The 23,604-nt window shown below is 44.0% G+C and carries 27 protein-coding genes; 5 read left to right on the top strand and 22 right to left on the bottom strand.

Features of this window, described 5'->3' with window-relative positions; all coding sequences use genetic code 11:
* Positions 1 to 68 precede the first annotated feature (68 nt).
* The 18 genes from MHI14_RS00540 to MHI14_RS31080 form a co-directional block, all read right to left on the bottom strand.
* Positions 69 to 1,574 (bottom strand): malate:quinone oxidoreductase, encoded by a 1,506-nt coding sequence (locus MHI14_RS00540; protein WP_339311508.1) that lies wholly within the window; start codon positions 1,572 to 1,574, stop codon positions 69 to 71.
* Between the two features lie 377 nt (positions 1,575 to 1,951).
* Positions 1,952 to 2,923 carry an ABC transporter ATP-binding protein gene (locus MHI14_RS00535; protein WP_341129679.1) on the bottom strand — a complete coding sequence of 324 codons (972 nt, stop codon included), beginning with the start codon at positions 2,921 to 2,923 and terminating at the stop codon, positions 1,952 to 1,954.
* Positions 2,920 to 3,720, bottom strand: a complete 801-nt coding sequence (locus MHI14_RS00530) for an ABC transporter ATP-binding protein (RefSeq protein WP_341129678.1) — start codon at positions 3,718 to 3,720, stop codon at positions 2,920 to 2,922. The genes MHI14_RS00535 and MHI14_RS00530 overlap by 4 nt, the downstream gene beginning before the upstream one ends.
* Positions 3,717 to 4,571: a nickel transporter permease gene (gene nikC, locus MHI14_RS00525; protein WP_289390737.1), complete on the bottom strand. Its 855-nt coding sequence runs from the start codon at positions 4,569 to 4,571 to the stop codon at positions 3,717 to 3,719. Before nikC ends, MHI14_RS00530 begins: the two co-directional genes overlap by 4 nt.
* Positions 4,568 to 5,515: a nickel ABC transporter permease gene (gene nikB / locus MHI14_RS00520; RefSeq protein WP_062836581.1), complete on the bottom strand. Its 948-nt coding sequence runs from the start codon at positions 5,513 to 5,515 to the stop codon at positions 4,568 to 4,570. The genes nikC and nikB overlap by 4 nt, the downstream gene beginning before the upstream one ends.
* A complete protein-coding gene (gene nikA, locus MHI14_RS00515) occupies positions 5,515 to 7,065 on the bottom strand; it encodes a nickel ABC transporter substrate-binding protein (protein WP_341129677.1) in 1,551 nt (516 codons plus the stop codon). The genes nikB and nikA overlap by 1 nt, the downstream gene beginning before the upstream one ends.
* Positions 7,066 to 7,302: 237 nt before the next feature.
* Positions 7,303 to 7,824 carry an SUKH-4 family immunity protein gene (locus MHI14_RS00510; RefSeq protein ID WP_341129676.1) on the bottom strand — a complete coding sequence of 174 codons (522 nt, stop codon included), beginning with the start codon at positions 7,822 to 7,824 and terminating at the stop codon, positions 7,303 to 7,305.
* Positions 7,825 to 7,884: 60 nt separating this feature from the next.
* Complete coding sequence (locus MHI14_RS00505; protein ID WP_341129675.1) at positions 7,885 to 8,382, bottom strand: hypothetical protein; 498 nt, start codon at positions 8,380 to 8,382, stop codon at positions 7,885 to 7,887.
* A gap of 43 nt (positions 8,383 to 8,425) precedes the next feature.
* A complete protein-coding gene (locus tag MHI14_RS00500) occupies positions 8,426 to 8,755 on the bottom strand; it encodes a hypothetical protein (protein WP_133386364.1) in 330 nt (109 codons plus the stop codon).
* A 30-nt stretch (positions 8,756 to 8,785) separates the two neighbouring features.
* Positions 8,786 to 9,265 carry a hypothetical protein gene (locus tag MHI14_RS00495; protein ID WP_133386365.1) on the bottom strand — a complete coding sequence of 160 codons (480 nt, stop codon included), beginning with the start codon at positions 9,263 to 9,265 and terminating at the stop codon, positions 8,786 to 8,788.
* 248 nt (positions 9,266 to 9,513) lie between these two features.
* Positions 9,514 to 9,696: a hypothetical protein gene (locus MHI14_RS00490; RefSeq protein ID WP_133386366.1), complete on the bottom strand. Its 183-nt coding sequence runs from the start codon at positions 9,694 to 9,696 to the stop codon at positions 9,514 to 9,516.
* Between the two features lie 83 nt (positions 9,697 to 9,779).
* Positions 9,780 to 10,190 carry a hypothetical protein gene (locus MHI14_RS00485; RefSeq protein ID WP_133386367.1) on the bottom strand — a complete coding sequence of 137 codons (411 nt, stop codon included), beginning with the start codon at positions 10,188 to 10,190 and terminating at the stop codon, positions 9,780 to 9,782.
* A 64-nt stretch (positions 10,191 to 10,254) separates the two neighbouring features.
* On the bottom strand, positions 10,255 to 10,554 hold the full coding sequence (locus MHI14_RS00480) for a hypothetical protein (RefSeq protein ID WP_240768214.1): 300 nt from the start codon (positions 10,552 to 10,554) through the stop codon (positions 10,255 to 10,257).
* A 51-nt stretch (positions 10,555 to 10,605) separates the two neighbouring features.
* The gene (locus MHI14_RS00475; protein ID WP_133386368.1) at positions 10,606 to 11,094 is read right to left on the bottom strand and encodes a hypothetical protein; all 489 of its coding nucleotides are present in this window, start codon (positions 11,092 to 11,094) and stop codon (positions 10,606 to 10,608) included.
* A 571-nt stretch (positions 11,095 to 11,665) separates the two neighbouring features.
* Positions 11,666 to 12,139 carry a pentapeptide repeat-containing protein gene (locus MHI14_RS00470; protein ID WP_341129674.1) on the bottom strand — a complete coding sequence of 158 codons (474 nt, stop codon included), beginning with the start codon at positions 12,137 to 12,139 and terminating at the stop codon, positions 11,666 to 11,668.
* Positions 12,129 to 12,536, bottom strand: a complete 408-nt coding sequence (locus MHI14_RS00465; protein WP_133386369.1) for a contact-dependent growth inhibition system immunity protein — start codon at positions 12,534 to 12,536, stop codon at positions 12,129 to 12,131. The genes MHI14_RS00470 and MHI14_RS00465 overlap by 11 nt, the downstream gene beginning before the upstream one ends.
* On the bottom strand, positions 12,537 to 13,682 hold the full coding sequence (locus tag MHI14_RS00460) for a WXG100 family type VII secretion target (RefSeq protein ID WP_339311521.1): 1,146 nt from the start codon (positions 13,680 to 13,682) through the stop codon (positions 12,537 to 12,539).
* Between the two features lie 416 nt (positions 13,683 to 14,098).
* Positions 14,099 to 14,404, bottom strand: coding sequence for a DUF3221 domain-containing protein (locus MHI14_RS31080; protein ID WP_445670357.1), 306 nt, complete (start codon positions 14,402 to 14,404; stop codon positions 14,099 to 14,101).
* 122 nt (positions 14,405 to 14,526) lie between these two features.
* On the opposite strand from MHI14_RS31080, the gene MHI14_RS00455 reads away from it, so the two are divergent.
* The 5 genes from MHI14_RS00455 to MHI14_RS00435 all read left to right on the top strand — a co-directional run bounded on the left by MHI14_RS00455 (position 14,527) and on the right by MHI14_RS00435 (position 18,179).
* Positions 14,527 to 14,952, top strand: coding sequence for a hypothetical protein (locus MHI14_RS00455; RefSeq protein ID WP_133386372.1), 426 nt, complete (start codon positions 14,527 to 14,529; stop codon positions 14,950 to 14,952).
* 232 nt (positions 14,953 to 15,184) lie between these two features.
* Positions 15,185 to 16,288 (top strand): colicin E5-related ribonuclease, encoded by a 1,104-nt coding sequence (locus tag MHI14_RS00450; protein ID WP_133386373.1) that lies wholly within the window; start codon positions 15,185 to 15,187, stop codon positions 16,286 to 16,288.
* Positions 16,289 to 16,328: 40 nt separating this feature from the next.
* Positions 16,329 to 16,760: an SMI1/KNR4 family protein gene (locus tag MHI14_RS00445; RefSeq protein ID WP_133386374.1), complete on the top strand. Its 432-nt coding sequence runs from the start codon at positions 16,329 to 16,331 to the stop codon at positions 16,758 to 16,760.
* A 161-nt stretch (positions 16,761 to 16,921) separates the two neighbouring features.
* Positions 16,922 to 17,578, top strand: coding sequence for a DUF1871 family protein (locus MHI14_RS00440; RefSeq protein WP_133386375.1), 657 nt, complete (start codon positions 16,922 to 16,924; stop codon positions 17,576 to 17,578).
* Between the two features lie 253 nt (positions 17,579 to 17,831).
* Positions 17,832 to 18,179, top strand: a complete 348-nt coding sequence (locus MHI14_RS00435; RefSeq protein ID WP_133386376.1) for a helix-turn-helix domain-containing protein — start codon at positions 17,832 to 17,834, stop codon at positions 18,177 to 18,179.
* Between the two features lie 75 nt (positions 18,180 to 18,254).
* Here MHI14_RS00435 and MHI14_RS00430 read toward each other — a convergent pair whose 3' ends face one another.
* From MHI14_RS00430 to MHI14_RS00415, 4 genes are all read right to left on the bottom strand, one after another.
* Complete coding sequence (locus tag MHI14_RS00430; protein WP_339311526.1) at positions 18,255 to 19,949, bottom strand: histidine kinase N-terminal 7TM domain-containing diguanylate cyclase; 1,695 nt, start codon at positions 19,947 to 19,949, stop codon at positions 18,255 to 18,257.
* A 335-nt stretch (positions 19,950 to 20,284) separates the two neighbouring features.
* On the bottom strand, positions 20,285 to 21,055 hold the full coding sequence (locus MHI14_RS00425; protein WP_341129673.1) for an AAC(3) family N-acetyltransferase: 771 nt from the start codon (positions 21,053 to 21,055) through the stop codon (positions 20,285 to 20,287).
* Positions 21,056 to 21,213: 158 nt separating this feature from the next.
* Positions 21,214 to 22,632, bottom strand: coding sequence for an L-arabinose isomerase (araA, locus tag MHI14_RS00420; protein ID WP_133386379.1), 1,419 nt, complete (start codon positions 22,630 to 22,632; stop codon positions 21,214 to 21,216).
* Positions 22,633 to 22,907: 275 nt separating this feature from the next.
* Complete coding sequence (locus MHI14_RS00415) at positions 22,908 to 23,603, bottom strand: L-ribulose-5-phosphate 4-epimerase (RefSeq protein ID WP_047840995.1); 696 nt, start codon at positions 23,601 to 23,603, stop codon at positions 22,908 to 22,910.
* Position 23,604 lies beyond the last annotated feature (1 nt).

The following is a 23,604-nucleotide window of genomic DNA, read 5'->3' as shown; positions in this document are numbered from 1 at the left end:
GCACGGGTGTCGCCCCGGCTTAGCTCTCTTCTTTGGCTTGATTATTATCTAACACGATAAGCTAATGGTTATACGTGCATGACATGTTTTTCATCCGATAACCCCAGCGCCTTGGCTGTTGAAGAATGAACCTCTTTGAGAAGATCCAGGTTCTCCACAAGTGATATGCCATAAGAAGGAATCATTTCCTTGATCTTAGGCTCCCATGCCTCCATATGCTGCGGGAAGCAACGCTGAAGAATCTCAAGCATGACTTGAACCGCCGTGGATGCACCCGGTGATGCACCTAGCAAAGCCGCAATTGTTCCATCTGCAGACGTGACCACTTCCGTACCAAATTGGAGCGTTCCTTTGCCACCCTGGACAGTATCCTTGATGACCTGCACACGCTGCCCCGCCAGAACCATATCCCAATCCTCGCTCTTCGCACCCGGAACAAAGTCGCGCAATTCTGCCATACGTTGTTCTTTGGATAACATCAGTTGTTGGATCAGGTACTTGGTCAAAGAGATTTCTTTGACACCTGCTGCGAGCATCGTAAGCAGATTGTGCATCTTAACAGACGTGATTAAGTCGGCATTGGAACCCGTCTTCAGGAACTTCGGCGAGAACCCGGCAAACGGCCCAAATAACAGCGACTTCTTATTGTCGATAAAACGGGTATCCAGATGCGGAACAGACATCGGCGGAGCCCCTACCGAAGCCTTGCCATATACTTTGGCATGATGCTGTTCCACGACTTTTGGATTTTTGCACACCATAAAGATCCCACTGACCGGGAATCCGCCGATATGTTTACCTTCCGGAATGCCCGTCTTCTGGAGCAAATGCAGACTTCCACCGCCCGCGCCGATGAAGACAAATTTTGCCTTATGGCGTTCGACTGTACCGCTCTTCAGGTTTTTCACGGTTAATTCCCATTGTCCATCGCTGGTACGTTTCATATTCTTCACGCTATGTTCGTAGTGGATACCCACGTGTTGTTCCTTCAAATGTCTGATCAGCATACGCGTTAAAGCACCAAAGTTAACGTCCGTACCGGAGTCAATTTTGGTCGCTGCAACAGGTTCATTACTGGTACGATCTTTCATCATCAGCGGCATCCATTTCGCCAGCTCTTTCTTGTCATCCGAGAATTCCATGCCTGCGAACAGCGGGTGATTCGACAAGGAGTCATAACGTCTTTTCAGAAACTGGACATTGCTCTCTCCGTGTACATAACTCAAATGAGGAATCGGCATAATGAAGTCCCGCGGATTACGAATCAGACGGCTATTGACGAGATAGGACCAAAATTGCTTTGAGATCTGAAATTGTTCATTCACTTTAATCGCTTTGCTAATATCTACGGTTCCGTCTGGTCGTTCAACGGTATAGTTAAGTTCGCACAATGCAGCATGCCCGGTTCCGGCATTATTCCATTCGTTGGAGCTTTCCTCTCCTGCAGTGGCTAGCTTTTCGAAAACCTTAATATTCCAGTCTGGTGCCAATTCTTTTAGCAAAGTTCCCAAAGTTGCACTCATAATTCCGGCACCAATCAAGATAACATCTGTACTCGTTTGTCCCTGGCTCATGTCTACCGTCCTTATATCCTATATTTGCCAAAAGGATGTAAGCGTTATCGATTTGGCATTTGCAGCAAGCCCATTCTTGAACGGGGTCGCACCTTCTCTGAATGATTATAACCTTGATCTAGTGTATCAATAATATAGAGCAATTTAAATATGCAATTTCAAGATATTTGCTATTCCATCAGTATACGCTAGTTTACATCGGAACGTTAGCCCGGTTATAGGCCTGAAAGATATATTTGTTCAAAACAAAGAAAGGAGCCCGGTTTTAGGGGGACTCGGGTGATCAATGGATGCACTAAAAGCCGCTTTCGAATCTCTTCGTAAGGCGGCCTCATATATAAATTAACAATTACCACCCCCGGCGTCTCCGGGAGTACTCAGAAAATTGAAATCAGTTCCTTTGTATACGGATGGCGTTCTTCAGCGAACAACGCATCCGCACCAAAGCGGTCAACGATCTGACCTTCCCGCATAACGATGATGCGCTGGCTCATGCGATGTACCGCGGCCAAGTCATGCGAGATGAACACGTATGAAAGACCAAGTGATGTGCGGAGATCGGTGAGCAACTGCAACACTGCTCCTTGCGAGATCACGTCCAGGCTGGCTGTCGGTTCATCCAGAACGACAACGTCCGGTTCAATGCCAATAGCACGTGCAATCGTGACGCGCTGACGCTGTCCACCACTTAGCTCATGGGGGTAACGTCCAGCCAAATCGCTTGGAAGCTCGACCGCTTCCAGCAGCTTTTGGACGTATGCCTCCTTCGATGTGTAGGTAAAGTGGGACAGCTCAGCATTCCGTCCAAGTTGTTCGTACGGGTCGATTAGCGAATCGGCAATCTTGAGTTTTGGATTCAGTGCAGCCATGGGGTTCTGGAAAACAATCTGAATCTTCCGGCGATGAGGTCGCAACCGTCGGCCGCTCAGCCGCGCAATATCCTGTCCACCCAGTGTAATCGAGCCTGCATCTGCATCTTCGATCCTCAACAGACAGCGTGCGAGTGTACTCTTGCCACAGCCGCTCTCGCCAACCAGGCCAAGGCATTCACCGTGGTTCAGAGTGAAGGAAATATCATTCACAGCCGGTCGGTCTGCACCCGCGTACGTTCGGCTCAGATGTTCCACGTGAAGCACGGGGTTGCCAGGGATGCTGAGCGATGAAGCATTGCCTGTAACCGTGGTATCTACATCCGCATCTTTAACTGCATGATCTGTTTCTGTAGTATTTATGACTGCATTGTCTGTGTCTGCATGGTTTACGTCTTTTGCAAAATCGTGGCTTCGCACACCAGATTCTTCTTCGGACTGCACGAGTCCACGGCGTTCATCATTTGTGGTTGTCTTCATTCCGTTCCTGCCTCCTTCAATCCCGACTTCAGCGAGCGACTCAGGACGGGAGCCGCATCAATCAGCTGACGCGTATATTCATGCTGGGGATGGTCAAGAATGCGATGCTTCCCACCAGATTCGACGATCTGCCCTTCCTTCATGACAGCCAAACGGTTGGCATAGCGGCGTACATGGCGCCAGTCGTGTGTGATAAACAAAATGGCACATCCCGTCTCCGCTTGTTTGCGTGCCAGCAGTTCCAGTACGCGATGACCGGATACACTATCGAGCGCCGTCGTTGCCTCGTCTGCGATTAACAAACGAGGAGACAGCATCAGCGATGTGGCAATCGAGGCCCGCTGAAGCTGCCCACCGCTCAACTGGAACGGGTAGCGGCGCAGCAATTCAGCGCCAAGGCCAACGGATTCCAATGCTTCCTCAGCCCGTTTCTTGCGGATGGAAGAAGACTTTTCCCCATGTACCTTCTGGTATTCATCAAAGTGTCCGCCAATGCTACGGAATGGCGTAAACGCTCCCTGATAGTCTTGAAAAATATATGAGATGCAGCTTCCCCGCAGGGCGCGCATCTCCTTTGGCTTCCGTTCGAGCAGGTTGCTGCCTTCGAACATGACTCGACCCGACGCATGCAGGTTGGGCGGCAACAGACGACCAATGGCTTGCGAGAGCAAGCTTTTGCCGCTACCGCTCTGTCCGACCAATGCCATGAACTCACCTTCGCGGACAGCCAAAGAGACTTGATCTACAATAGTGCGATCCCGACTAGAGATGCTCAGTTCCTCAATGGAGAGAATCATGGCTGCACCTCCTTCTTCACGTCAAACCGGTCTCGCAGATAGTCGCCCAGCATGTTCGCGAGCAGTACTACCGAGACAATGGCAAGACCAGGATAGATCATCAGCTCTGGCCGAGACTGGAAGTAAGGCCGCGAGTCATTCAGCATCGCACCCCATTCAGGTGTTGGCGGCTGTGCGCCAAGGCCAATGTAGGACAATGATGAGATGAGCAGGATAATTTTGCCCAGATCAAGACTGGCCAGCACGAGCACATGGCCTGCGATATGCGGAAGCAGATGTTTTCTCATGATACGACCGTCCGAAAGTCCGTTGGTCCGGGCGATGCGAATGTAATCCTTTTGTGACTCAGATAAGACCGTACTTCGAACGAGACGGGCGTAGCTAACCCACTTCACAATCACGATTGCCAATACCAGATTACCGATTCCCGCGCCAAGCAGGCCACTGAGCACAATCGCCACGATAGTATCAGGGAAAGCTAGAAAAGCATCAGCAATTCGCATGAACAGCTTATCGACCCAGCCACGTTTGTATCCTGCGATCAAACCAAATGGAATGCCAATCAGCAATGCGGCACCGAGTGCTAGCAAGCTATAACCCATTGTTTGGCCGCCGCCAAGCAGCAGACGTGTCAGTACGTCACGACCTAAATGGTCGGTGCCGAACGGATGGAGAGCACTTGCATCCTGCAATCGTGCGCGCAGATCGGTTAAGGTATGATCATGCTTCAAGTATAAAAAGGCATATAAGGAGGCCGCGATGACCAGCAGTGCAAACAGCAGACCAATGATCGCCTGCCAGTTATGTTTTTTAGATTTTGTCGTTGGAATGGGCAGGGGCATGGTTTTCATCTGTGGGCCTCCTTTTCCTTGAGTTTCATTTCGGGATTCAAATAACGGTACGACAGATCAACCGCTGTATTCACGAGGAATACCACGATAGCCATGATCAAGATGTAACCCTGGATCAGTGGATAATCACGCTGGCGGATAGCATCAACGACGAGCTTGCCGATACCCGGATAAGCGAACAACACTTCAATCACGACGACTCCACCAATCAGGCTGCCGAGGCTTACGCCGAATACCGTAATGACAGGCGGAAGACTATGCCGAAACGCGTGTAGCATGAAGATCCGGCCTTCGGATAACCCTCTTGCTCGAGCGGACCGAACGAACTCCTGACTGAGTGAATCCAACAAGCTGGAACGCAAAAGACGCACATAAACGCTGGAGATGGCAAGTCCCAGCGTCAGAGATGGCAGAATAAGTGATGTGAATCCATCCCGCCCCATGGTTGGCAGATTGCCAAAGCGTACGCCGAACATGTCGATCAGGATCAGACCCAGCCAGAAGCTCGGCACCGCCGCACCCACAATGGAGAGCATTCGGCTGCCGCGGTCAATCCAACTACCACGATGGAGCGCTGATAGCGAGCCGAGCGGGATCGCTATCACGAGCATGACCAGCAGTGCGCCAATCGTCAGTTCAGCCGTAGCTGGCAGCGCACGCATCAGGGTCTGCATAACAGGCTGGCCTGTTGAATACGACACGCCGAAGTCGAGTCGAACGAAATCGAGCAACCAATTGCCGAACTGGACAGGAAGCGAATCGTTGAAGCCCATTTCCTCGCGTACAGCTTCGACCTGCTCCTGGCTAACAGACAGTTCGTCCACGTTCAGGATCGTCAGCACCGGATCACCGGGAGCCAGACGAATGAACAGAAAGCTCACAAACATAATGAACAACAAAAAGATAAATACCTCAAGGAACTTTCGAAGCAAAATGCGAAACATTACATCACATCCAGCTTATTGGTAATCATGTAATATTCACTGCGAGTGGTAACCCAGTTCTTGATCTTTTTACCGTTGTAGGCAACGATTGTACCTGGATGCAGCACGAATGAGTTCAGCACGTTGTCATGCACGTAGTTGGCTGCCTTCTCGGCAAGCTCTGCGCGCTTCTCCGGTGCAACTGTGAGATTCAATTCGTCGATGATCTTGGTCAACTCCGGATCTTCCGATCCACTAAAGTTAAGAGCACCTTTCGGATGGTACGTTGCATTCAGGTAATATCCTGCATCCCCACGAGGAGCCGTCAAATTACTGTACGTCGCAATATCCCAGTCACGGTTGGATGCCATATAATCTTCTGGCGTGTCAATCTGGCGAATCTGCACGTCGATACCGATCTTCTTCGCATCAGATTGGAACACTTGAGCAATTAGTGGCAGATCGGCACGAGCCGAATACGTCAGCAGCGTCAACTGCAACGGTTTGCCGTCCTTGGTCATCACGCCGTTTTGCTGCGTGTACCCTGCTTCGCCAAGATATTTTACAGCGACATCAGCTCCAGATTCCGTTGCTGTATCCGTATAGGTTGGCGCAAATGGCAGCGATGGCAGGAACGGTCCGATAGCAGCTTCCCCATAACCAAGCAGGATCGTGTCCACGATACCCTGACGGTCAATCAGCGCGTCCAGCGCACGACGAACATTGAGGTCCTTCATACTCTCCCGCTGCATGTTCATCGTTAGCTGATGCACGCGGAACGTCGATGTGGACTCAACCTTCATGCCGTCCATTGCTTTGAGCGATTCGAGGCTTTCGACTTCCGGACGGTATACGATATCTACCTGTCCAGATTTGAGCGCTAGTGTGCGGGCATTGGCATCTTCATTGAATGAGAACGTGATGGAATCAAGCGGGGATGCTCCGTCCCAATATTCATCATAGCGATCCAGTTCCAGTTTGCTGCCTGGGGTAAAAGAAGTAAGCTTGAACGGGCCCGTACCAATGGGTTTGTTCACAATGTCCGGCTCGCTCACGTCGATAATCGCCGTGTTCGGGTTCACCAGTTCTGAAGCAAATTCCGGGAACGGCTGAGTTGTGGTAATCTCCAGCTTGTCGCCCTCGGCTTCAATCGTATCGATCTTCAGCGCATTCTGGATGGCTACATTCTCTTCCAGTGCCCGCTCAAGGGATGCCTTAACGGATTCACCCGTCATTGGCTTGCCGTTCTGGAAGGTCACATCATCTCGCAGGTCAATCGTCCAATGCTGACCGTCTTCGCTCTCCCAGCTCTCGGCGAGCCATGGAGCCACCGTCAGATTCTCTTCATCGAGACGAACCAGCGTTTCCGTAATGCCCGCGCGAAGCGGCACATAGCTGGAATCCACATGTGGATCTAGCGAACTGGTGGAGAAGTTATATAGGAAGTGAACATTTTTATTATCGGTGGATGGCTGCGCAGCGGGACTGGACTCAGATGATCCGCAGGCGCTCAACAGTCCAGCGCTCAAGGCCAAGGAGATCAGCGCTAGCAGTGGCGTCTTTTTATTCAAGGTAATGCCCCTCTCTCTTAATCGTAATCATTATTATCTAAACAATGAGTATTATCATATCGTAATGATTACGTTTTGACAAGAGTTATGTTGTTGGTGAAACGAGAAAGATTCCGACTCTCGGATGAGAGCGGATTCTTCATGTTTTTTTGTTAAATATGAGGGCTTGATTAGTAGGTATGTTCTTTACGATCCGGGATTGTTTACAGGTAGAACCATGCAAGATTCCTCGAAGAGTTACAATCCAGTTTCGTAGGCTTCCAGCAAATGTGACCAGTAACCTTCGACATTATTCATTGCTATCGGATCAATCTTCTCAAAATAAAAACGAAGTGCTCTAGCATACTCATCTGAGGTATATGTACCTTCCAGTCTCATTTTAGTTGCCAGTTCATGTCTAATTAGATGAAACAAAAAGAAGGTTCCCAAATTCTTATTGAGCATATATACGTTGGATTTATCCAATGATGATGTTGTGAAAAACATATCGCTCCCTTGTTTTAGATAGAGACCATACGAGTCACGCATACCATAACTTGCGAATTGACCAATCTGAATATATTCTTCTCCTTCAATAACTTTCACTTGGAAAGCTTCAGATTCATAAAAGGAAAAATCATCATACTGTTCCGGAACACCAATGTCGATTAAAAAATGAGCATTCTCTTCAGTTACTCCCCAAGCTTTTAATTTAGTATAGTCATAATTTATTATTTCCGTGTCATAGTAGTCCTTTATCTCTACGATATCAAAATCCATGCTCTCACTCCTCGAACTTTTAAAATGCTTGAGCTAGAGCCATAAGACTGATCTAAAAAATCACTGGTGCGTCCAGGCTTCCAGTCCCTCATCACTTATATCAATTGGTGCCTGCTTAGACATGTATTCGGCATGGGCTAGAGGAAAAACATAGCCACCTGTAATAATCTCACCATGTTTTCTCCTAATGCGTCCTCCTCTTTCGATTAAAAGAATCAAAGGTTCATACAAATCATGAAACTCCGACGCAATTTCATTTCCGGAATCAAATAATAACAACCATTCCAAATATGCTTCACACGTTCCTTTTAGGAAACTGTTTTTCAATTCCTTTAATTGAGGACATTTTTCAGTTATATCCAGATCAACGTCATATCCGAACGCACGAGAAGCGTTGAAAAAGGGATACGATGTTTTCAAACTGTATGTAGTGGTCAATATTGCTGCTCTTCTAATATACTCCTGTAATAATGCCATGTTTGAGGGCTCATCTGTTCTACCGGAAGTACCCCAATTGATGCTGTTTATTCTTTCTATACCTTTATATAATTGATTCATTAATACCTCCTCCTCTAGAGTCAACTACTCAATTCTATCAACCTCAGAATATATACAGGATTGTACTTTCACTAATAAATGCGCTAGGTAATATATCTAGTAAATTTTCAATTCTACCCGTCATATATTCTAACTCACTCCCGTATAAATGTTCCTTTGTCCACTCACTTAATCGTTTTAACTCAACTACAGCCGCTTCTAATTGGTGAAAATATATTTTAGATCCATCCCGAATTAGAGCTATTCCTAATTCATGTATTGCTATTTCCCAGTACTCATCATAAAATTCCTGAGTAGCAATATTCTCACTGAGTGTAAGCTCACTATTCTGGGCCTCTATATCCCCGTTATATCTGTATAGACCTACGGACATTAGTATCCCCCCAGTTTGATCAACATGATCCTATTCAATGTCGCTAATATCTTGTACTGAAATATTTAAATGTCTCCAATACTTAAGAGGATAAGCTGAACTACCTACAACCATTTCGCCTTGTCTTATGTTGAAACTCCCACCTAGTTCGAAGAGTTTTAGCATCGGTTCGTAGAGGTCGATATATTGAATTGCTTCATCCACTCCCTGATCTGCTAATTCGGAGACTTCTAAATAACCGTAGCAAATCACCTTCACATAAGGATTTCCTAGTGTGTCCAGTTTTGAACAGGTTCGATATACTTTTTCATCTATGGCTTTTCCAAGGATTTTAGCAAAACTAAATAGGGGATACTGATCTATTGAAGCATCCATCTCATTTAATAATTGATTAACGCGTCTAAGATATTCTTTAATCAGAACATGAGAAGATTCTAGTGAGCTATCTTCGGTATCCTCAAATGAAATAAACGACAAACGTTCAATAGCTTTGGTTAGTAGCTGCCCCATGTGTTGCTCTCCTCTCGATTAACTATTAAACCTATTTAGAGTTACGTACAAGGTAACGACTAAATAACGCAGCCCTGGCAACTGCGTTATCGTTTTAAAGTATGTTCTTTAATCTCAATCAGTCGTATTCAATATACACGCTGCAACCGTTCGTTTTGCCTAGTTCTAAAAATGTTGATATCTGATGTGCTACTTCTGGGAGAGTAGGAACAATGTTCTTAACATTCTCTATTTGCTCACCAGTTACTTTACTCTTGTAGAATACCATTGTCAGTAGACTCATACTGGCACATAAGATCCAATAATGTATCAAAATATCCATTCCACATCTTTAGGATATTTTTCTCCGCAGAGTTTCCAAATACAATTAATATTTCCGGTTGCCCCTCGTAACCAACATAATAAAAGTCACTAACTTTATCTTCTTTCATAGTTCATCAACTCTCCAACGCTCATAAAGAGCATTACCCTCGCTCTAATGAACTTAGGTACTCGCTTATTATACTCATTTCACCTATTTTAACCCCTTAAGAAATTCCTCTAATAGTTTTTGGCTGGCAGTGCCTGTTCCTGAAATTGCATTATGCACACGATCTAATATCATAGGATGATTTATAATTCGTTGCTTATGTTCAGTAGATGTGTAACTTCTTAATGTATCTATACATATTTCAAACAACTCGCTGTCTTCAACAGAAAGTAGAGAACGCAGGATTTCAAATTCTTGTGTGTGCTGTGTACTATCTAGACAGTAAGCCAGTTTTTTCTTCCAGTACAGTGGCTTATTCAACACCTCAATGGTTAACTGATCCCAATCACTTTGTCCGAAATCCTCCAATAATTCTGCTGCTATAATACAACCGTCATCATACCAGGAATCAACTGTCGTCACAGCTGATAAAAGATTATCTAATAGTTTGTACATATTAAACATTAACCTCTATCTAGTCATCTCCCAGTTTGATCCTACTTTCTGGATACCGGTAAGATTAATCCATGTAAGAAATGGCCGTCTTGATAATATTCGTTAATTTTAATTCAGGATATTTTTTATCACATTCCTTGAGGGTGTTGATATATTCTGTACTTTGGAGATTATAAGCTATTTCTTCAAACACCTCACTAACCCAAATAAGTTCGTCCTTACTACAGTTCTTGAGGAATTGAATCGTCTCATCTTCATTTTGGCTTAGTATATTAATTAGTTCATCTCTGTATTGCTCGATTACTGGATCGTTCATATGAAGAGCCGCTCTTTTTCGTTTTACTTCTCTAAACTCTTCGATCAATTATAGTGACCTCCATTTTTAGAACATTGAACCCAATCGATTTACAATTTTTCAAATCATTTTAGGATCTTTATAGCACCAATCAGAGTCATAAATCATTGAGTTTATCTTTTGTATGTCTTCCCAAGTGTAGACCCAATCGTAATCAGACACCCAAAAATAGTCGGATCTATTAAGATTCAGGTATTCATAAACAAAACGAAGAATGACCCCTTCTGCTCCAAACACCTCTTCTATTGTACCTACTCGAATGAGTTCATGATCAGGATCCAAATCAAGATCTTCATAGTCACTGAATATTACACTCTTATTTTCCTTTGCCTTCACATACATAATGAATTGATGATTATTCTCGTCGCTGTTGTAGGAATGAGCCAGTATGTTCAACGTTGTAGAAGAGAATTTTCCATTTTCAAGATTTTTATGATTATCAAAAATAATCCGGTTATCGGAGTTAAATGCTGCAATCATAGTGTCAGACAAAAACTTTTCTGGCGTATACTTTTCACGCTCTATCAGGAAAAAAGCATTGGTTCCCATTAGTTATCCTCTTCTTTATTAATTTAAGGACTGTAGAACTGCTATGAACGGAGCATGCCCCGTTTCTTGGTTTTGTAACAAACTTGGTTTACGAAATCTTAAACTCGTCTGCAGTTCAATTACAGGCGCTTCAGTCCTAACTTCTTTAAGCAAAACTTTTATCCAAAGGGGGCAGAAGGGTACTCTACAACCCAGTATCTTTATAACAGAATCAATATCGAACTCGCGTCCGTCTAAATTATTCGGATTTAACATTCCCCGGTAAAGATATTCGTCTGTAGAATTTAAAGATTTACCCAACTCCTCAATCGGAGTGATTATGAATTTACTGTTCTCACCCAGGACTTCGTTATGATAAGAAGATAATTCATGTACAGTTCTTAATAAGTATTCCTTAAAAGAATCTAGATCCATATATTTTATCAACATGCCTACTCCGTTAATTTAAATTTAATTCAGCACTTGTCTTTAAATTATAATTTAAAATTCATTCTTCGCCGTGGCTTCTAACCAGTTTGCTGCATCTTGACCTAGAAGGACTGTTGGGTTTTCAGGAGTGCCAACATTAATGCTATGAAACTCCTTCAAACCTCGATTCGCTTATATCTACATTTATTAATGAAGCGCTACTAAAGTCAGTTAGAGAGAAGCTACTTGCCGAAAAATTACAATCTATAATCGTAGCCCTTTTAAAATCAGTCTCCCAAAAATCACCTCTAGCAAATCTTACGCCATTCAAAGTTGCATTAGAAAATTCAGCATACCATAAGTCCGACTTATAAAAATCAACATCCACTAATTCTGCGTCATTATAAGTTGACGAAATTAGAACTGAGGCATGGAAATCCATGTTGTTCAGACTAAGATTATCAAAATTACAGCTAGTCATATACGATTGTTCCAAACACAAACCAGTTAACTCATAATGTTGAAAATCAACTTCCTGTAATCGTAGCTTCTCACCTTCTTGACCACTAGTCTCTACCCACTTTTTGTGAAGCTCAAATTTAAGAGCTAAATTTTGATTCATAGCTTTAAAGGCCAACCTTTTTCAAAAAAAGTTCTAATAACTCAGCGTACTCTTCCTGATCTTCTTCATCAGCCCATTCAAATTGAGAAAGATTACTCTTGATAGTCTGGAGTAATCTTTTTAGTTGTGATAAGTCTCTGAAATTATTCGTTTCAATAGAACAAAGAAGCTTCAACAAATGTCCATCATACATCTCCCCAGCAAGGGGATCTTCTGATAAAATTTCTATAGCCTTTTCTATACCAAGATCTATAAATACATGTTGGCCCAACATTCTACTAACATCTTCTAAATCAAGCTCATTCACTTTTTTATTTACAAGTCTATCGTACCAATGATCCAAAGGTGAATCAGAGTTATCAGTCTGGATATTTTGATCTATTGAATATATTTCTTTAATTAATTTACTCATTTATTTTATTCCTCCAAATGGTTCAAATAAATCCTCGATTTTTTTCAAATTAGTATTGGCCTTGTCTAAGGCTCCCTCCAATGTACCTTTCAGTGAAGGCGATAGATTAGGGTTCTGTAGAGAACCTTCTAATCCGCGTTTTATTTTACTTAATCCTTTATATGAGTCCTGCATCTCTTGTAAATGATTCCAATACCCGCCTGTTTTTTTGTTCGGCACTGGGTTTCCTTGCAAATCACGTAAAGTACCGGAAAAATCCATCTCAGTAAGATGCTTATCAACTATATTATCCAATGTTGTAAGGTTCCTTTGTTGCGCTCTAGAAAGATCCTCGACAATAGGAGAGCTCGGTGTTCCCTCAACTGTTTTCTCCGCTGGCTTATTACCCATTTTGGCTTCCGATTCAGCTTTCTTTATATTATTCTGAATCTTAGATGCCAAGCCAGATGACGAAGTTTTAAACGGTCCTGAACGTCCCGGCATACTCCCACGAACCATCTGAATCGCCATGAATATCTGACTAAACTTCAGAGACGCAACCATCATCTGAGCATACTTATACGATACAGGCTCTCCTGTCGTAGGATGAATGCCCATCTCAAACGCCTTGATCTGTAACGCAAAAATATCTTCCCCAGGCGGTTCAACGTTCACAGCTTGCATGCGATTAAAGTCCAGATTTCCCTGATCCCTCTGATAAGCCTGAAGAGCAGCCTGATCCGCAACACCATTCTCGTTGACGGGCATCCATACCAATTTACCGAACATATTGATTTGCGCCATCCGATAGCCCTTGTCACCCGAACCTGAATCACCTGTTGATTTGGTCATCATAGCTGCAGCACCGACTGCTCCAAACGCACCACCCAGACTTCCCTTCTGAGCATCTGCATCTTGGAAACGCGTGGCGATATCCTTCAATCCCTTGGATGTATTCACCATACTCTCCAACGCTTTATCCAGTATAGGTCGTGACTGCTCGAACTCATAGTAAAATCGCTCCTGCGTCGCGCCCATCCACATCATCTGAACGAACATGATCTGTCTCGTCAGATCACTTCGTATACTCTCCAACTGTTGTCTGGCTTGATCCACCTGATTCGATACGTGATGTAGTTGTTCAGGGGTAACTTTGATTGTACTCATACGTTTCTCCGCTCATTTGAAATAGGATTATCCTATGTTAGCAGAAGTGTAATATGTAAACTATCCGGCTAACATCCTTATTTCACCATGGTAAAAACACAAGCTGTGCTACTCATCGGTGCTATGGTCCTATATGCATATACCCACTTCAAGGCATATCCTACCAGTTTCAGTAAATACCTTTCCTACTTCATTTCCTCCAGCATCACCCGATACCGCCCAATCTGCTCCGCTGTCGCCTCTTCCCGCAATGATTCAAAAGTGAAGTTTGAAGTGCAAACTATTTCAAACTCTGGAGTCAACTAAATCACATACAGATTTCTAAGCAAAAAGAAAGAAGAGTGTTGCACTAAATCAGCATAGACAACACTCTTCATATATTAAATCGATTTAAGCCATCTTGTTTTACTCATTTGCTAACTTAGTATATTTCTAAGGTACGATGTCTCTAAAGTATCATAGGTTATTTCTATCTCGTCCCCAACATTAAACTTAGACAGGTTTATACCACTAACCCAATATACTTCACTATATTTGTTTGATTGTATTAATTTATTAGTATCTTCCTGAAGATCCTCTGGTACCAAATCACTTATTACAAGAATTCTTTTGTTCGATTGATCAATCTCTTTTACATACCCTTGAACCCATTGATCATTTGAATTAAAAATGGTACATGCACTCAATATAAATAACAGTGAACATATTAACAACACCTTCATAAATTTCATATGGACACACCTCCACCAGTAACATCGATGTACTTTAAGGATTAAACAAAATAGAGTTTATGCGGAACATTCCAAATACAAAATTCGTTTAGGGACTAAAGAGGGGGAGTACCATGAGAAGATATTCATTTATCGTCTTAATGATTGCTACAGTTATGATCCTGATTCTTAGCGGCTGCCAAAGTTCTAATCAGCCCGATCAAGTCGGAGTAAGTAAAGTATCAAGGGAATTATACACCTTCTATCCTGGCGAAATTACACAGGTTGATTCTATTGAAATGATGAGCGGCAGTGATGGCACTAAAAAAATAACTACAGATCAAGTGCTGATTCAGGAATGGATTGAAAAGGTACGTGATTTAGAAATCGTACTTGATCCGGACCAAGAAGATGCAACAGGGGTATTGTTCCATGTCACGATGCTTGAGCAGGGAAAAGAAGTGCTGTACATGACACCTACCGATATGAATCATCAGCGAATGCAGCCACAGTTGGAATTGGCTGACCGAATGTCGGAACTTTATGATGCCATAGAATAAAGTTTTTTAAAGCATAATTGAGCATTTATACTCAAATAAAACGGAATCAACATTATCATTTCTAATGGGGAGATGCCCCTCCTAACAGTCAGATTATTCCTGGCACAAACAATACATCTCGGTTTGAGGATTTCAGGAGAATGGGTACAAACAAATAGAACTATAGGTCCTCACAAACAGCATCTAACATGGATTAAAATATAGTATAGATCAAGAACTGAGGATTGAGACGATGACAAAGATACAGATCCCTGTGGATCAAATGACACACACGATTGGCGTGTTTAAGATAGGACACGGGCACTTGCAACAAACACTGACTAGATTAAACGGCCAACTCACTCCCCTACTCGGCGGTTTTGAAGGCGAGACAGCCGAACGCTTTGCCCACTTATACCGTTATGCAGAGAAAAACCTGAATACCACGCTGGAGTTGCTGCATACAATATCTCTTCGTTTGGAACAGATTCGGGAACGTTTTGTCGATACCGATTCTACTATGGTTAACATCTCTGCGTTACTGCAGTATCAGGCCAATCCGGGCACACCTCGTACCAATGATCTTGTTTGCGGCCCTAACGATCCCCCTCCTAAACGTAGCGTTGAGGAACATGTTGATGCCTTTTTCAATCAGGCCGGAGAAAACATATTAGCGATTGGGGACTCTGCCCTGCAACTAGGTAAAGACCTTATCGAACATCCATTAGATACTGCGGGTAACTTCTTGTATGATAATACCATTGGTACCGTTACCGACATAGGGAGTGGAATCGCCTTTAGTTGGAACTATGCGTGGGATAACGGAGATACCCGAGAACAGGCAGAAAAGCATATTGCAGCTGAGTTCGATAAAATGAAGCAAGAAGGCGGAGCAGAGTACGCAGCAAATATCACAACTTCTATGCTCCTCGGAATCTTCGGTAGAAAAGTCGGGATCAAGTCCACTGATGGCAAACAGCATCACTCGCCCCATACGGATTCTGGAGGGGGAAAGGGAAAAGAAGCAGATACGAATTTAAATAGTTATTCTGGAGCTCCCTTTCACTACAGCCAAGAGCCTACAAAAAGAGGTGGCAAAAGTATTGCAGATCAAATTGCTGAACGTGGTTGGAATGATCAACGATTGGGTGAAGCTATGCATGAGCCGGCAGGCACAGTGGATTGGATTGACCAAAGAAAAGGACAGAATAATGCGCCCGTCACTGTATACTATCATGAAGATGGCGGTTACGCCGTTAGAAGAAACGACACGGGAGAAATCATCCAAGTTAGTCAGGTAGATGATCCTAATTGGAGCACATACTGGTCAGATGATGATATAAATTGGATTAAATAGCTCCGGGTTTAAATTCAATTATTAATAGGGAGTAGATCAAATGGTCGATAATAATAATGCATGGAGCACGGAGTATCCTCCTGTTGATATTCATACCGTAAAGACAGTGGAAAAGACTTGGGGTATACAATTTCCCTCTGAGTACATTCATTTCATAGAAAAATATCACGGTGCAGAACCTGCCCAACGGACGTTGAACATTAGTGGAAAAAAAGTGATGTTTTCTTCCTTCTTAACCTTCATCGCATTTGATGAGCTTGATATATTGGATGTATATAATGAGCAAAAGAACAACCTTCCTCCTAATCATTTTCCTTTTGCTATAGATGTAGAGGGTAACCTGTTTTGTTTTAATTACAGCCACAATTCTCAGCCTAATATTATCTATATTGAAACGATAAATTCTTACAACACCTTGGGTGGTCATCTGGCCGCCACAGACTTCACAGCATTTATCCAACAATTTAATTAAACAATCTGACTTCATCCAGTAAGGATGGAGTCTATACTAGAATCAGAATCTTGAAAGGATGCTCTCATGATAACCGATAAAAGCTTCTGATTCGGGAAAATATTTGTGTAATGACCGGCCCCACCGAATCTATAAAGGATTTTGAATAAGAGGTGTTACATATGTTAGTTAAAAAAATAATAGAGGAATGGGACCCCATTGATGTATTTCCCTACGCTCCTGAGGATGAATATGAGGAAGAGGTAAAACAAATTGAAGAATATATTCTTAACGCCAGCTTGGATAAACATAACTTAGCTAAAGAAATATACACGATGTTCAGGAGAAGATTTGGGAGCGATATATTCACTGAAAGTTTAGAGTCATGTACAAATATTGCGAACAAAATTCTCGAACTGCCGCACCTCATAGGCTATACATTATCTAAGCTTCGTACCTACGAATGGGCCAGATATAATATGTTTGCAAGAGAGGACATTTATCATCACACGCCTGGATTTTATTTCAGATTTCGCAATCCAGGGAAGTTGTACAACGAATTAGCTACATGTATAGATGCTTTCCATGGCGAGTTACAATGGAAGTTGTATCTTGGTCTTGAGACTCGCAACCAAAACTACAGCTTGGAACCATATGAAGTATATCAGGCAAGATTAACAGACGAATATAAGAAAAATTATGATCTAAAAGGAATTTTAGGCCATAAGTATAACGAATTATGCGAGAAGGGGATCAGCGATATTCCATCTTTAAGTGATCATATTGAAGCTTGGTTTAATTTACAAAATAAAAAGCCGATTCTTCCTGACCGTGAGTGAGTATACAACTATGACTCAGGTAAATAAAGACTGCGTATGATCAACACAACCATAGGCAGTCTATTCAACGCTCAGAGTGTATATCTATTTAATCAACTTAAATACGCTCTTATCCTATCCCCTCCAAAATCACCCTATACCGCCCAATCTGTTTCTCTGTCGCCTCTTCCCGCAATGATTCCAACAATGCTGTGCACCTTATTAGTCTGTAAGGATTCTATAACCTCTTCTAACCTTAAGTGGAGGTGATCAAATGAGTTTACCAGAGGACGTAGGAAATCGAATACGTGAGTTAAGGAAAGCAAAAGGCTGGACTCAGGAACAACTGGCCGAAGCAGCAGGGCTTCATTACAGCTATATTGGTGGGGTTGAAAGGGGAGATCGTAACATTTCTTTGGAGACTCTTGAGAAAATAATGAATGGATTGCAGGTCACTGCTGAAGAAATCTTTAAATTTAAAGAAGACTCTGAGTACAAAAGAGCCTTGGATGAACATATAACTCTAATAAGCGGCAAAAGTACAGATATAATCTTATCATTGACCAAAATTAGCAAAGAAGTTTTAAATGCTATCGAAAAATCACATAAAAATTCCGAATAAATATCTCTACATCAAAATCATACGCTAACACCAAAAAGAGTGGAGTACGTCTCCACTCTTCTCTTATTTCTCTTTTCAAACAACACCCCGCTCAAACGCCGCAAACTCAATCCGATTTCGCCCATTCTGCTTCGCCTGATACAGTGCCTTATCCACCGCAGCGAATAGCTGCGTCAAATACCCCTCCGGATTGTCCGGTACATGCACAACTTCAAAATCCTCAAAGGATAGAATCCCAATACTAATCGTAATGGACACCTGCATAATCTCGTGATCCACCATGATGTGGTTGGACTCCACAGCTGTTCTTACGCGCTCTGCGATTTGGTTCGCCAAGTCATGCTCCGTATGCGGAAGGTAGATCATGAACTCTTCCCCGCCATAACGCGTCAGGATATCGGTGCTGCGAATCGATTGTTTGACAGCTTCCGCCGTGCGAACGAGCACTTCATCCCCGATGACATGCCCATAGCGATCATTGATCGCTTTGAAGTAGTCGATATCAAGCAGCAGGAGTGAGAATGGTGTTTTGTATTGAATATTGGTAATGACCTCGTGGTTAAGATGTTGGGTCAGATAACGGCGGTTGTAACAGTTGGTTAAACTGTCCGTCAGCGCGAGTTCCTCCAGTTTGCGATTGGCCTCGGATAACTCCTGACGTATCAAGTCCAGCGCCTGATTTCGCTCCTGAAGCGTTACGTTCTGGCGATTCATCTCTTTCACGTAGAAACGCTCCTGTGAGACATCCTGAAACGTGAGAATATGACCGATCGGCACAAGTGCCGAATCCACAATCGGAGAAGATTGCAGGATATAGTGCCGGATATTGTTGTCCCGCTCCACGATTACTTCAATGTGGGAGAGGGTATTTTCTTTTTTCTTATAATGATTCACGAACTCCCGACAGCTGCCCACAACATGAACAGACTCCAGAAAGGCTTCCATATCAAAAGAATCCCCCACATGCAGATCCATAAAGGATCGAGAGGCTTTGTTCGCTTCAACAATGACTTCATTCTCATCCAGTACCAGGATGCCATATGGAATGGTATTGATCACGTCCTCATGCGCGATGGAGACCAGATCGAACACATTGTATCTTTTGATCACATAGACAAAGAACAGGTCCGACAGAAAGATCCCCAGTGAAGTCATGCCAGGAATGATCGGCAACCAGCGGGCTAGAACGACATTCAGAATCGCATCAATTGTTGCAAACACAGCCAAGACAAAGATACCCCATAGGGTAATCCTCACCTGTTTTTTGATCATGGCAGACGTCTGCGATGAATACACCGCCCGGAACAGAACGACGAGGGACGCCAAGAAATAGCTCACCAGAATAACCATCACAACCCAGAACCAAGGCCCGTAAGCCCGCTCGATGTACCCACCCTCCAGTGGGATGACGAATTCATTCCATGGATTTGCGACTACACCTATAGCCCCGATCACCGCAGGGACAAATAGCAGGAACGTTCCTTTTGCACTCAAACGCTCTGAATAGCCGGTAATAAAGATCGTCAGTAGAAGCCATCCGCTCCCAAGCAGGGAGACCGCGACGAATGATAACGTAACGTAGAACAACTGCAGACCGGAATCATCCGTGAGCGTACTCGCAAATTGGCAGAAAGGCCAGAGCATCATCAACCCATGGAATAAAAAGTACACCTTATGTAAGTTCGTAATTCTAACCGTAGCAAACACATATACACCTACACCGAACAATAGGACAAATAAAAAGAGATCATACCATACTAATGGGTTCACGAATCTTCTCCTTCTTAGATGCTACAATGACAACGTGGTTGTTCATGATTCTAAGTGATACGTATATAAAACTTCAATAAACACCTATACAATACTGCTACGCCAAACTTATTGGTTAATTTAACCATATCTTATCACACCACCATAAGGGTGAGTAGCCCATACACTGGAAGTCCGACCAACCTCTGATCGAAATGCTGATCTATTTCTGATGATTAATGAATGCTTTTGAAGGTTTGGAGTACAAAACAGGAGAGTAAATCATCTGCTCGGGAGGTATTAGACATCATCAAGTAATTCATATTGAGCCATCCGGCTATCGGACGGCCCTTATATCATTCGGTTACTGCATTTAGAGGGAGGTTGTCCGTGAATAGATCGGGGTTATCCTTCAGCATTTCCGTAATTACCTCTGCTGTCTTAGTCGCATCACACACTCTAACAACCGCATCACCGAGCTTTCCTTTACGCATCGCACCTTCGCGAACCAATACCTCGTCTACTTTCCAGAAATGCTCTGACCATGGCAACCCACAATGCCTGCGGGATGGTACTGAAATCTGGCTTCCATCTGGTAAAACCGTATAAAGCATCTCATGCTCGTCCGTCATTCTGCCAGGGATGTCCACCCACTCTTCGACCCCATGGATAAATGTATTCCGCTTCAAGTCAACGCCTACTAACAAGATCGTCGCTTTCCGATCTAACAGTTTCCCCCATGCTGAACCTCTCGCACACGGTGTGTCGAAGAGATGATCGTCCTTCGTAAATGCCTCTGCATCCCTTCCGAGTGCTGCTACCGAGTGCGTTGGGTGCCAGGAACGAACTACGCCCGGACGTTTACGAAAAAGTTCAGGAAGAATACCCACACAACAGGAAGAAGTTTCCACGTGGAACACTGGGTTATCCGCATTAATGGTAGACCACGTATGAGTGGGAAGCACCAACAATCCCTCTTTCATATACTCGCTAAAGGCATCCAACACCGTGTCTGCTCCACCTTCAACCTCGCCTATACTTTTCATTGAAGAGTGAATGAGCAACGTGCCTTGCCTATCCATACCAAGCTGCTCTAGTTGCTGAATCAAGCTTTCTTTTGTATACATGTCCTTCCTCCTTCATTTCTTATCCTTTTCGATGAAAAAGCAAATCCTTACTCAGCTTCACATCATGCTTCTCAGCATAACAAACAAATGGCCGAGGGTTAACCCCCGGCCACAGAGAAAAAATTGGTTGAGTTCAAGCAGTAGCTACCACTCAACTTTTACTTAATAATAACGTACTCCAGATTCACCAGCTTCGCATACGTCACGATCTGATCTGTCGTCAGGTTTAAGGATACAACCGTATGGTGACCACCACCATTTTCGATCCATGCTTTCACTCCATCCTGGAAGTTCGGCTTCACGCTCCACAGAACACGTGCTACCGGCAGGTTAGGAGCTGGAACGGTAGGCTCAAAAGCAGATACTTCGTTGATCAACAGTTTGTAATGTGTACCGAAGTCTGCCATGGATACCACGACACCTTCACCTGCTTTACCATCGAATACGAGACGTGCCGGATCTTCACGATCGCCAATACCCAGTGGGGACACGATGATTCTTGGTTTCGTGCTGGCAAGTGTCGGATCTACTTCAAGCATGTGAGATTGCAGGATCGCTTCCTGTCCAGTGGCCATCTCGTATGTGTAATCTTCCATGAAGCCCGTGTTCTCGTTATGGGCCATGATTTTCAACAGGCGATCCAGCGCAGCTGTTTTCCAGTCACCCTCACCGGCAAATCCGTATCCCTGAGCCATCAGGCGTTGTACAGCCAGACCCGGAAGCTGCTTCATGCCATGCAGATCTTCGAAGTTTGTAGTGAAGGCACTGTAACCACCTTCGTCCAGGAAACGTTTGATCGCAATTTCATAACTCGCTTGCACACGTACGCTGGCTTCCCAAGCTTCCTTGCTGTTCGTGCCATAATCGAATTCGTAGAGGTCTCCGTACTGAGCGATCAGATCATCAATTTCCTGCTCTGTTACAGCGTTCACGTATTGAACGAGGTCGCCGATGCCGAAGTAATCAACGGTCCAACCGAATTGGATCTGTGCTTCCACTTTATCACCTTCGGTTACGCCCACGTTGCGCATGTTATCACCGAAGCGAGCTACTTTGATGTTAAAGCTTTCATTGTAAGCTACCGCTACGTCCATCCAGTCAGCAACCTGTTGTTGCACTTCTGGGCGCTCCCAGTAGCCAACAACGATTTTATTTTGTTTTCTCAGACGGGCATTAATGAAGCCATATTCACGGTCACCGTGTGCCGCTTGGTTCAGGTTCATGAAGTCCATGTCGATGGTTGCCCATGGAATGCTTTCGTTGAATTGCGTCGCCAAGTGCAGCAAAGGTTTTTGTAGCAATTTCGTACCACGAATCCACATTTTCGCCGGGGAGAATGTATGCATCCATGTGATGACACCTGCTACTTCGTCACGATAGTTCACTTCTTTCATCGTGCTTGTGATTTTATCTGCGCTTACCGCCAGATCCTGCAATACGAGTGGGTATGGCAGAACGCCGCTTGCATTAAGAGCATCCGTGATTTTCTGTGCATTGGCTTTTACTTCGCCCAGTGCTTCTTCTCCGTACAAGTGCTGTGAACCGACGACAAACCAGAATTCTTTTGCTGCTGACATATAATCATCCTCATTTCATTATTTTATAGTTGAACATTTGGGTTTACACTAGAACACTGCGATTGCAGTACCATCTTCCGATCGCTGGTTATCCCCGGATTTCTTTGATCAATTTTAATAAGGATGGTATCCGGTTATAAAGGCGAGCGCTTCGCTTCTACAGATTGGTACTGCACTCTCCGTTATCGTGTAAAAGTCTGATACAACTTCTTTGGTAGTAGTAACAAACAACTTATTCGCTTGAATTATTATCAACCGATCGCTATATAACCTAATTACTTCTGTCCGTAATACGCGTCTTTTCCGTGTTTTCGCAGATAGTGTTTATCCAAAATGCCTTGCGGCAATTCTTTCGCGAAGTTATTCAATTGACGCGCGTACAGGTTCATTTTGCACACTTCCTCCAGCACGACACTGTTCACCACTGCAGACTTGGCATCTTTCCCCCACGTAAACGGTGCATGACCATGGAGCAATACTGCTGGAACAGCCATAACATCAATTCCACGCTGTTCAAACGTTTCAATAATGACGCGTCCCGTCTCCGCTTCGTATCCACGATCAACCTCGTCCTGGTTCAGGAAACGTGCACAAGGCACCGCTCCATAGAACGTGTCCGCATGCGTGGTGCCCATTACAGGTACGTCCAATCCGGCTTGCGCCCAGATAGTCGCCCATGTGGAGTGTGTGTGCACGATGCCGCCAATCTCCGAGTAATGCTTATATAGTACGGCATGTGTTGCGGTATCCGAGGAAGGTCTCATCTCACCCTCCACCACGTTACCGTCCAGATCAACCACAACCATGTCGCTTGCTTTCATCACATCGTAGCTAACGCCACTTGGTTTGATCACGAACAGACCGCTTTCCCGATCGATTGCGCTGACGTTACCCCATGTGAATTTTACAAGTCCATGCTTTGGCAGTTCCAGATTCGCCTGGAATACCTCTTCTTTCAGTTGTTCTAACATG

The sequence above is a fragment of the Paenibacillus sp. FSL K6-2393 genome (genome assembly GCF_038002545.1).
Lineage (GTDB): Bacteria > Bacillota > Bacilli > Paenibacillales > Paenibacillaceae > Paenibacillus.
Note: the sequence above shows the minus strand (reverse complement) of the source record. Positions and strands in the feature narration are given on the sequence as shown.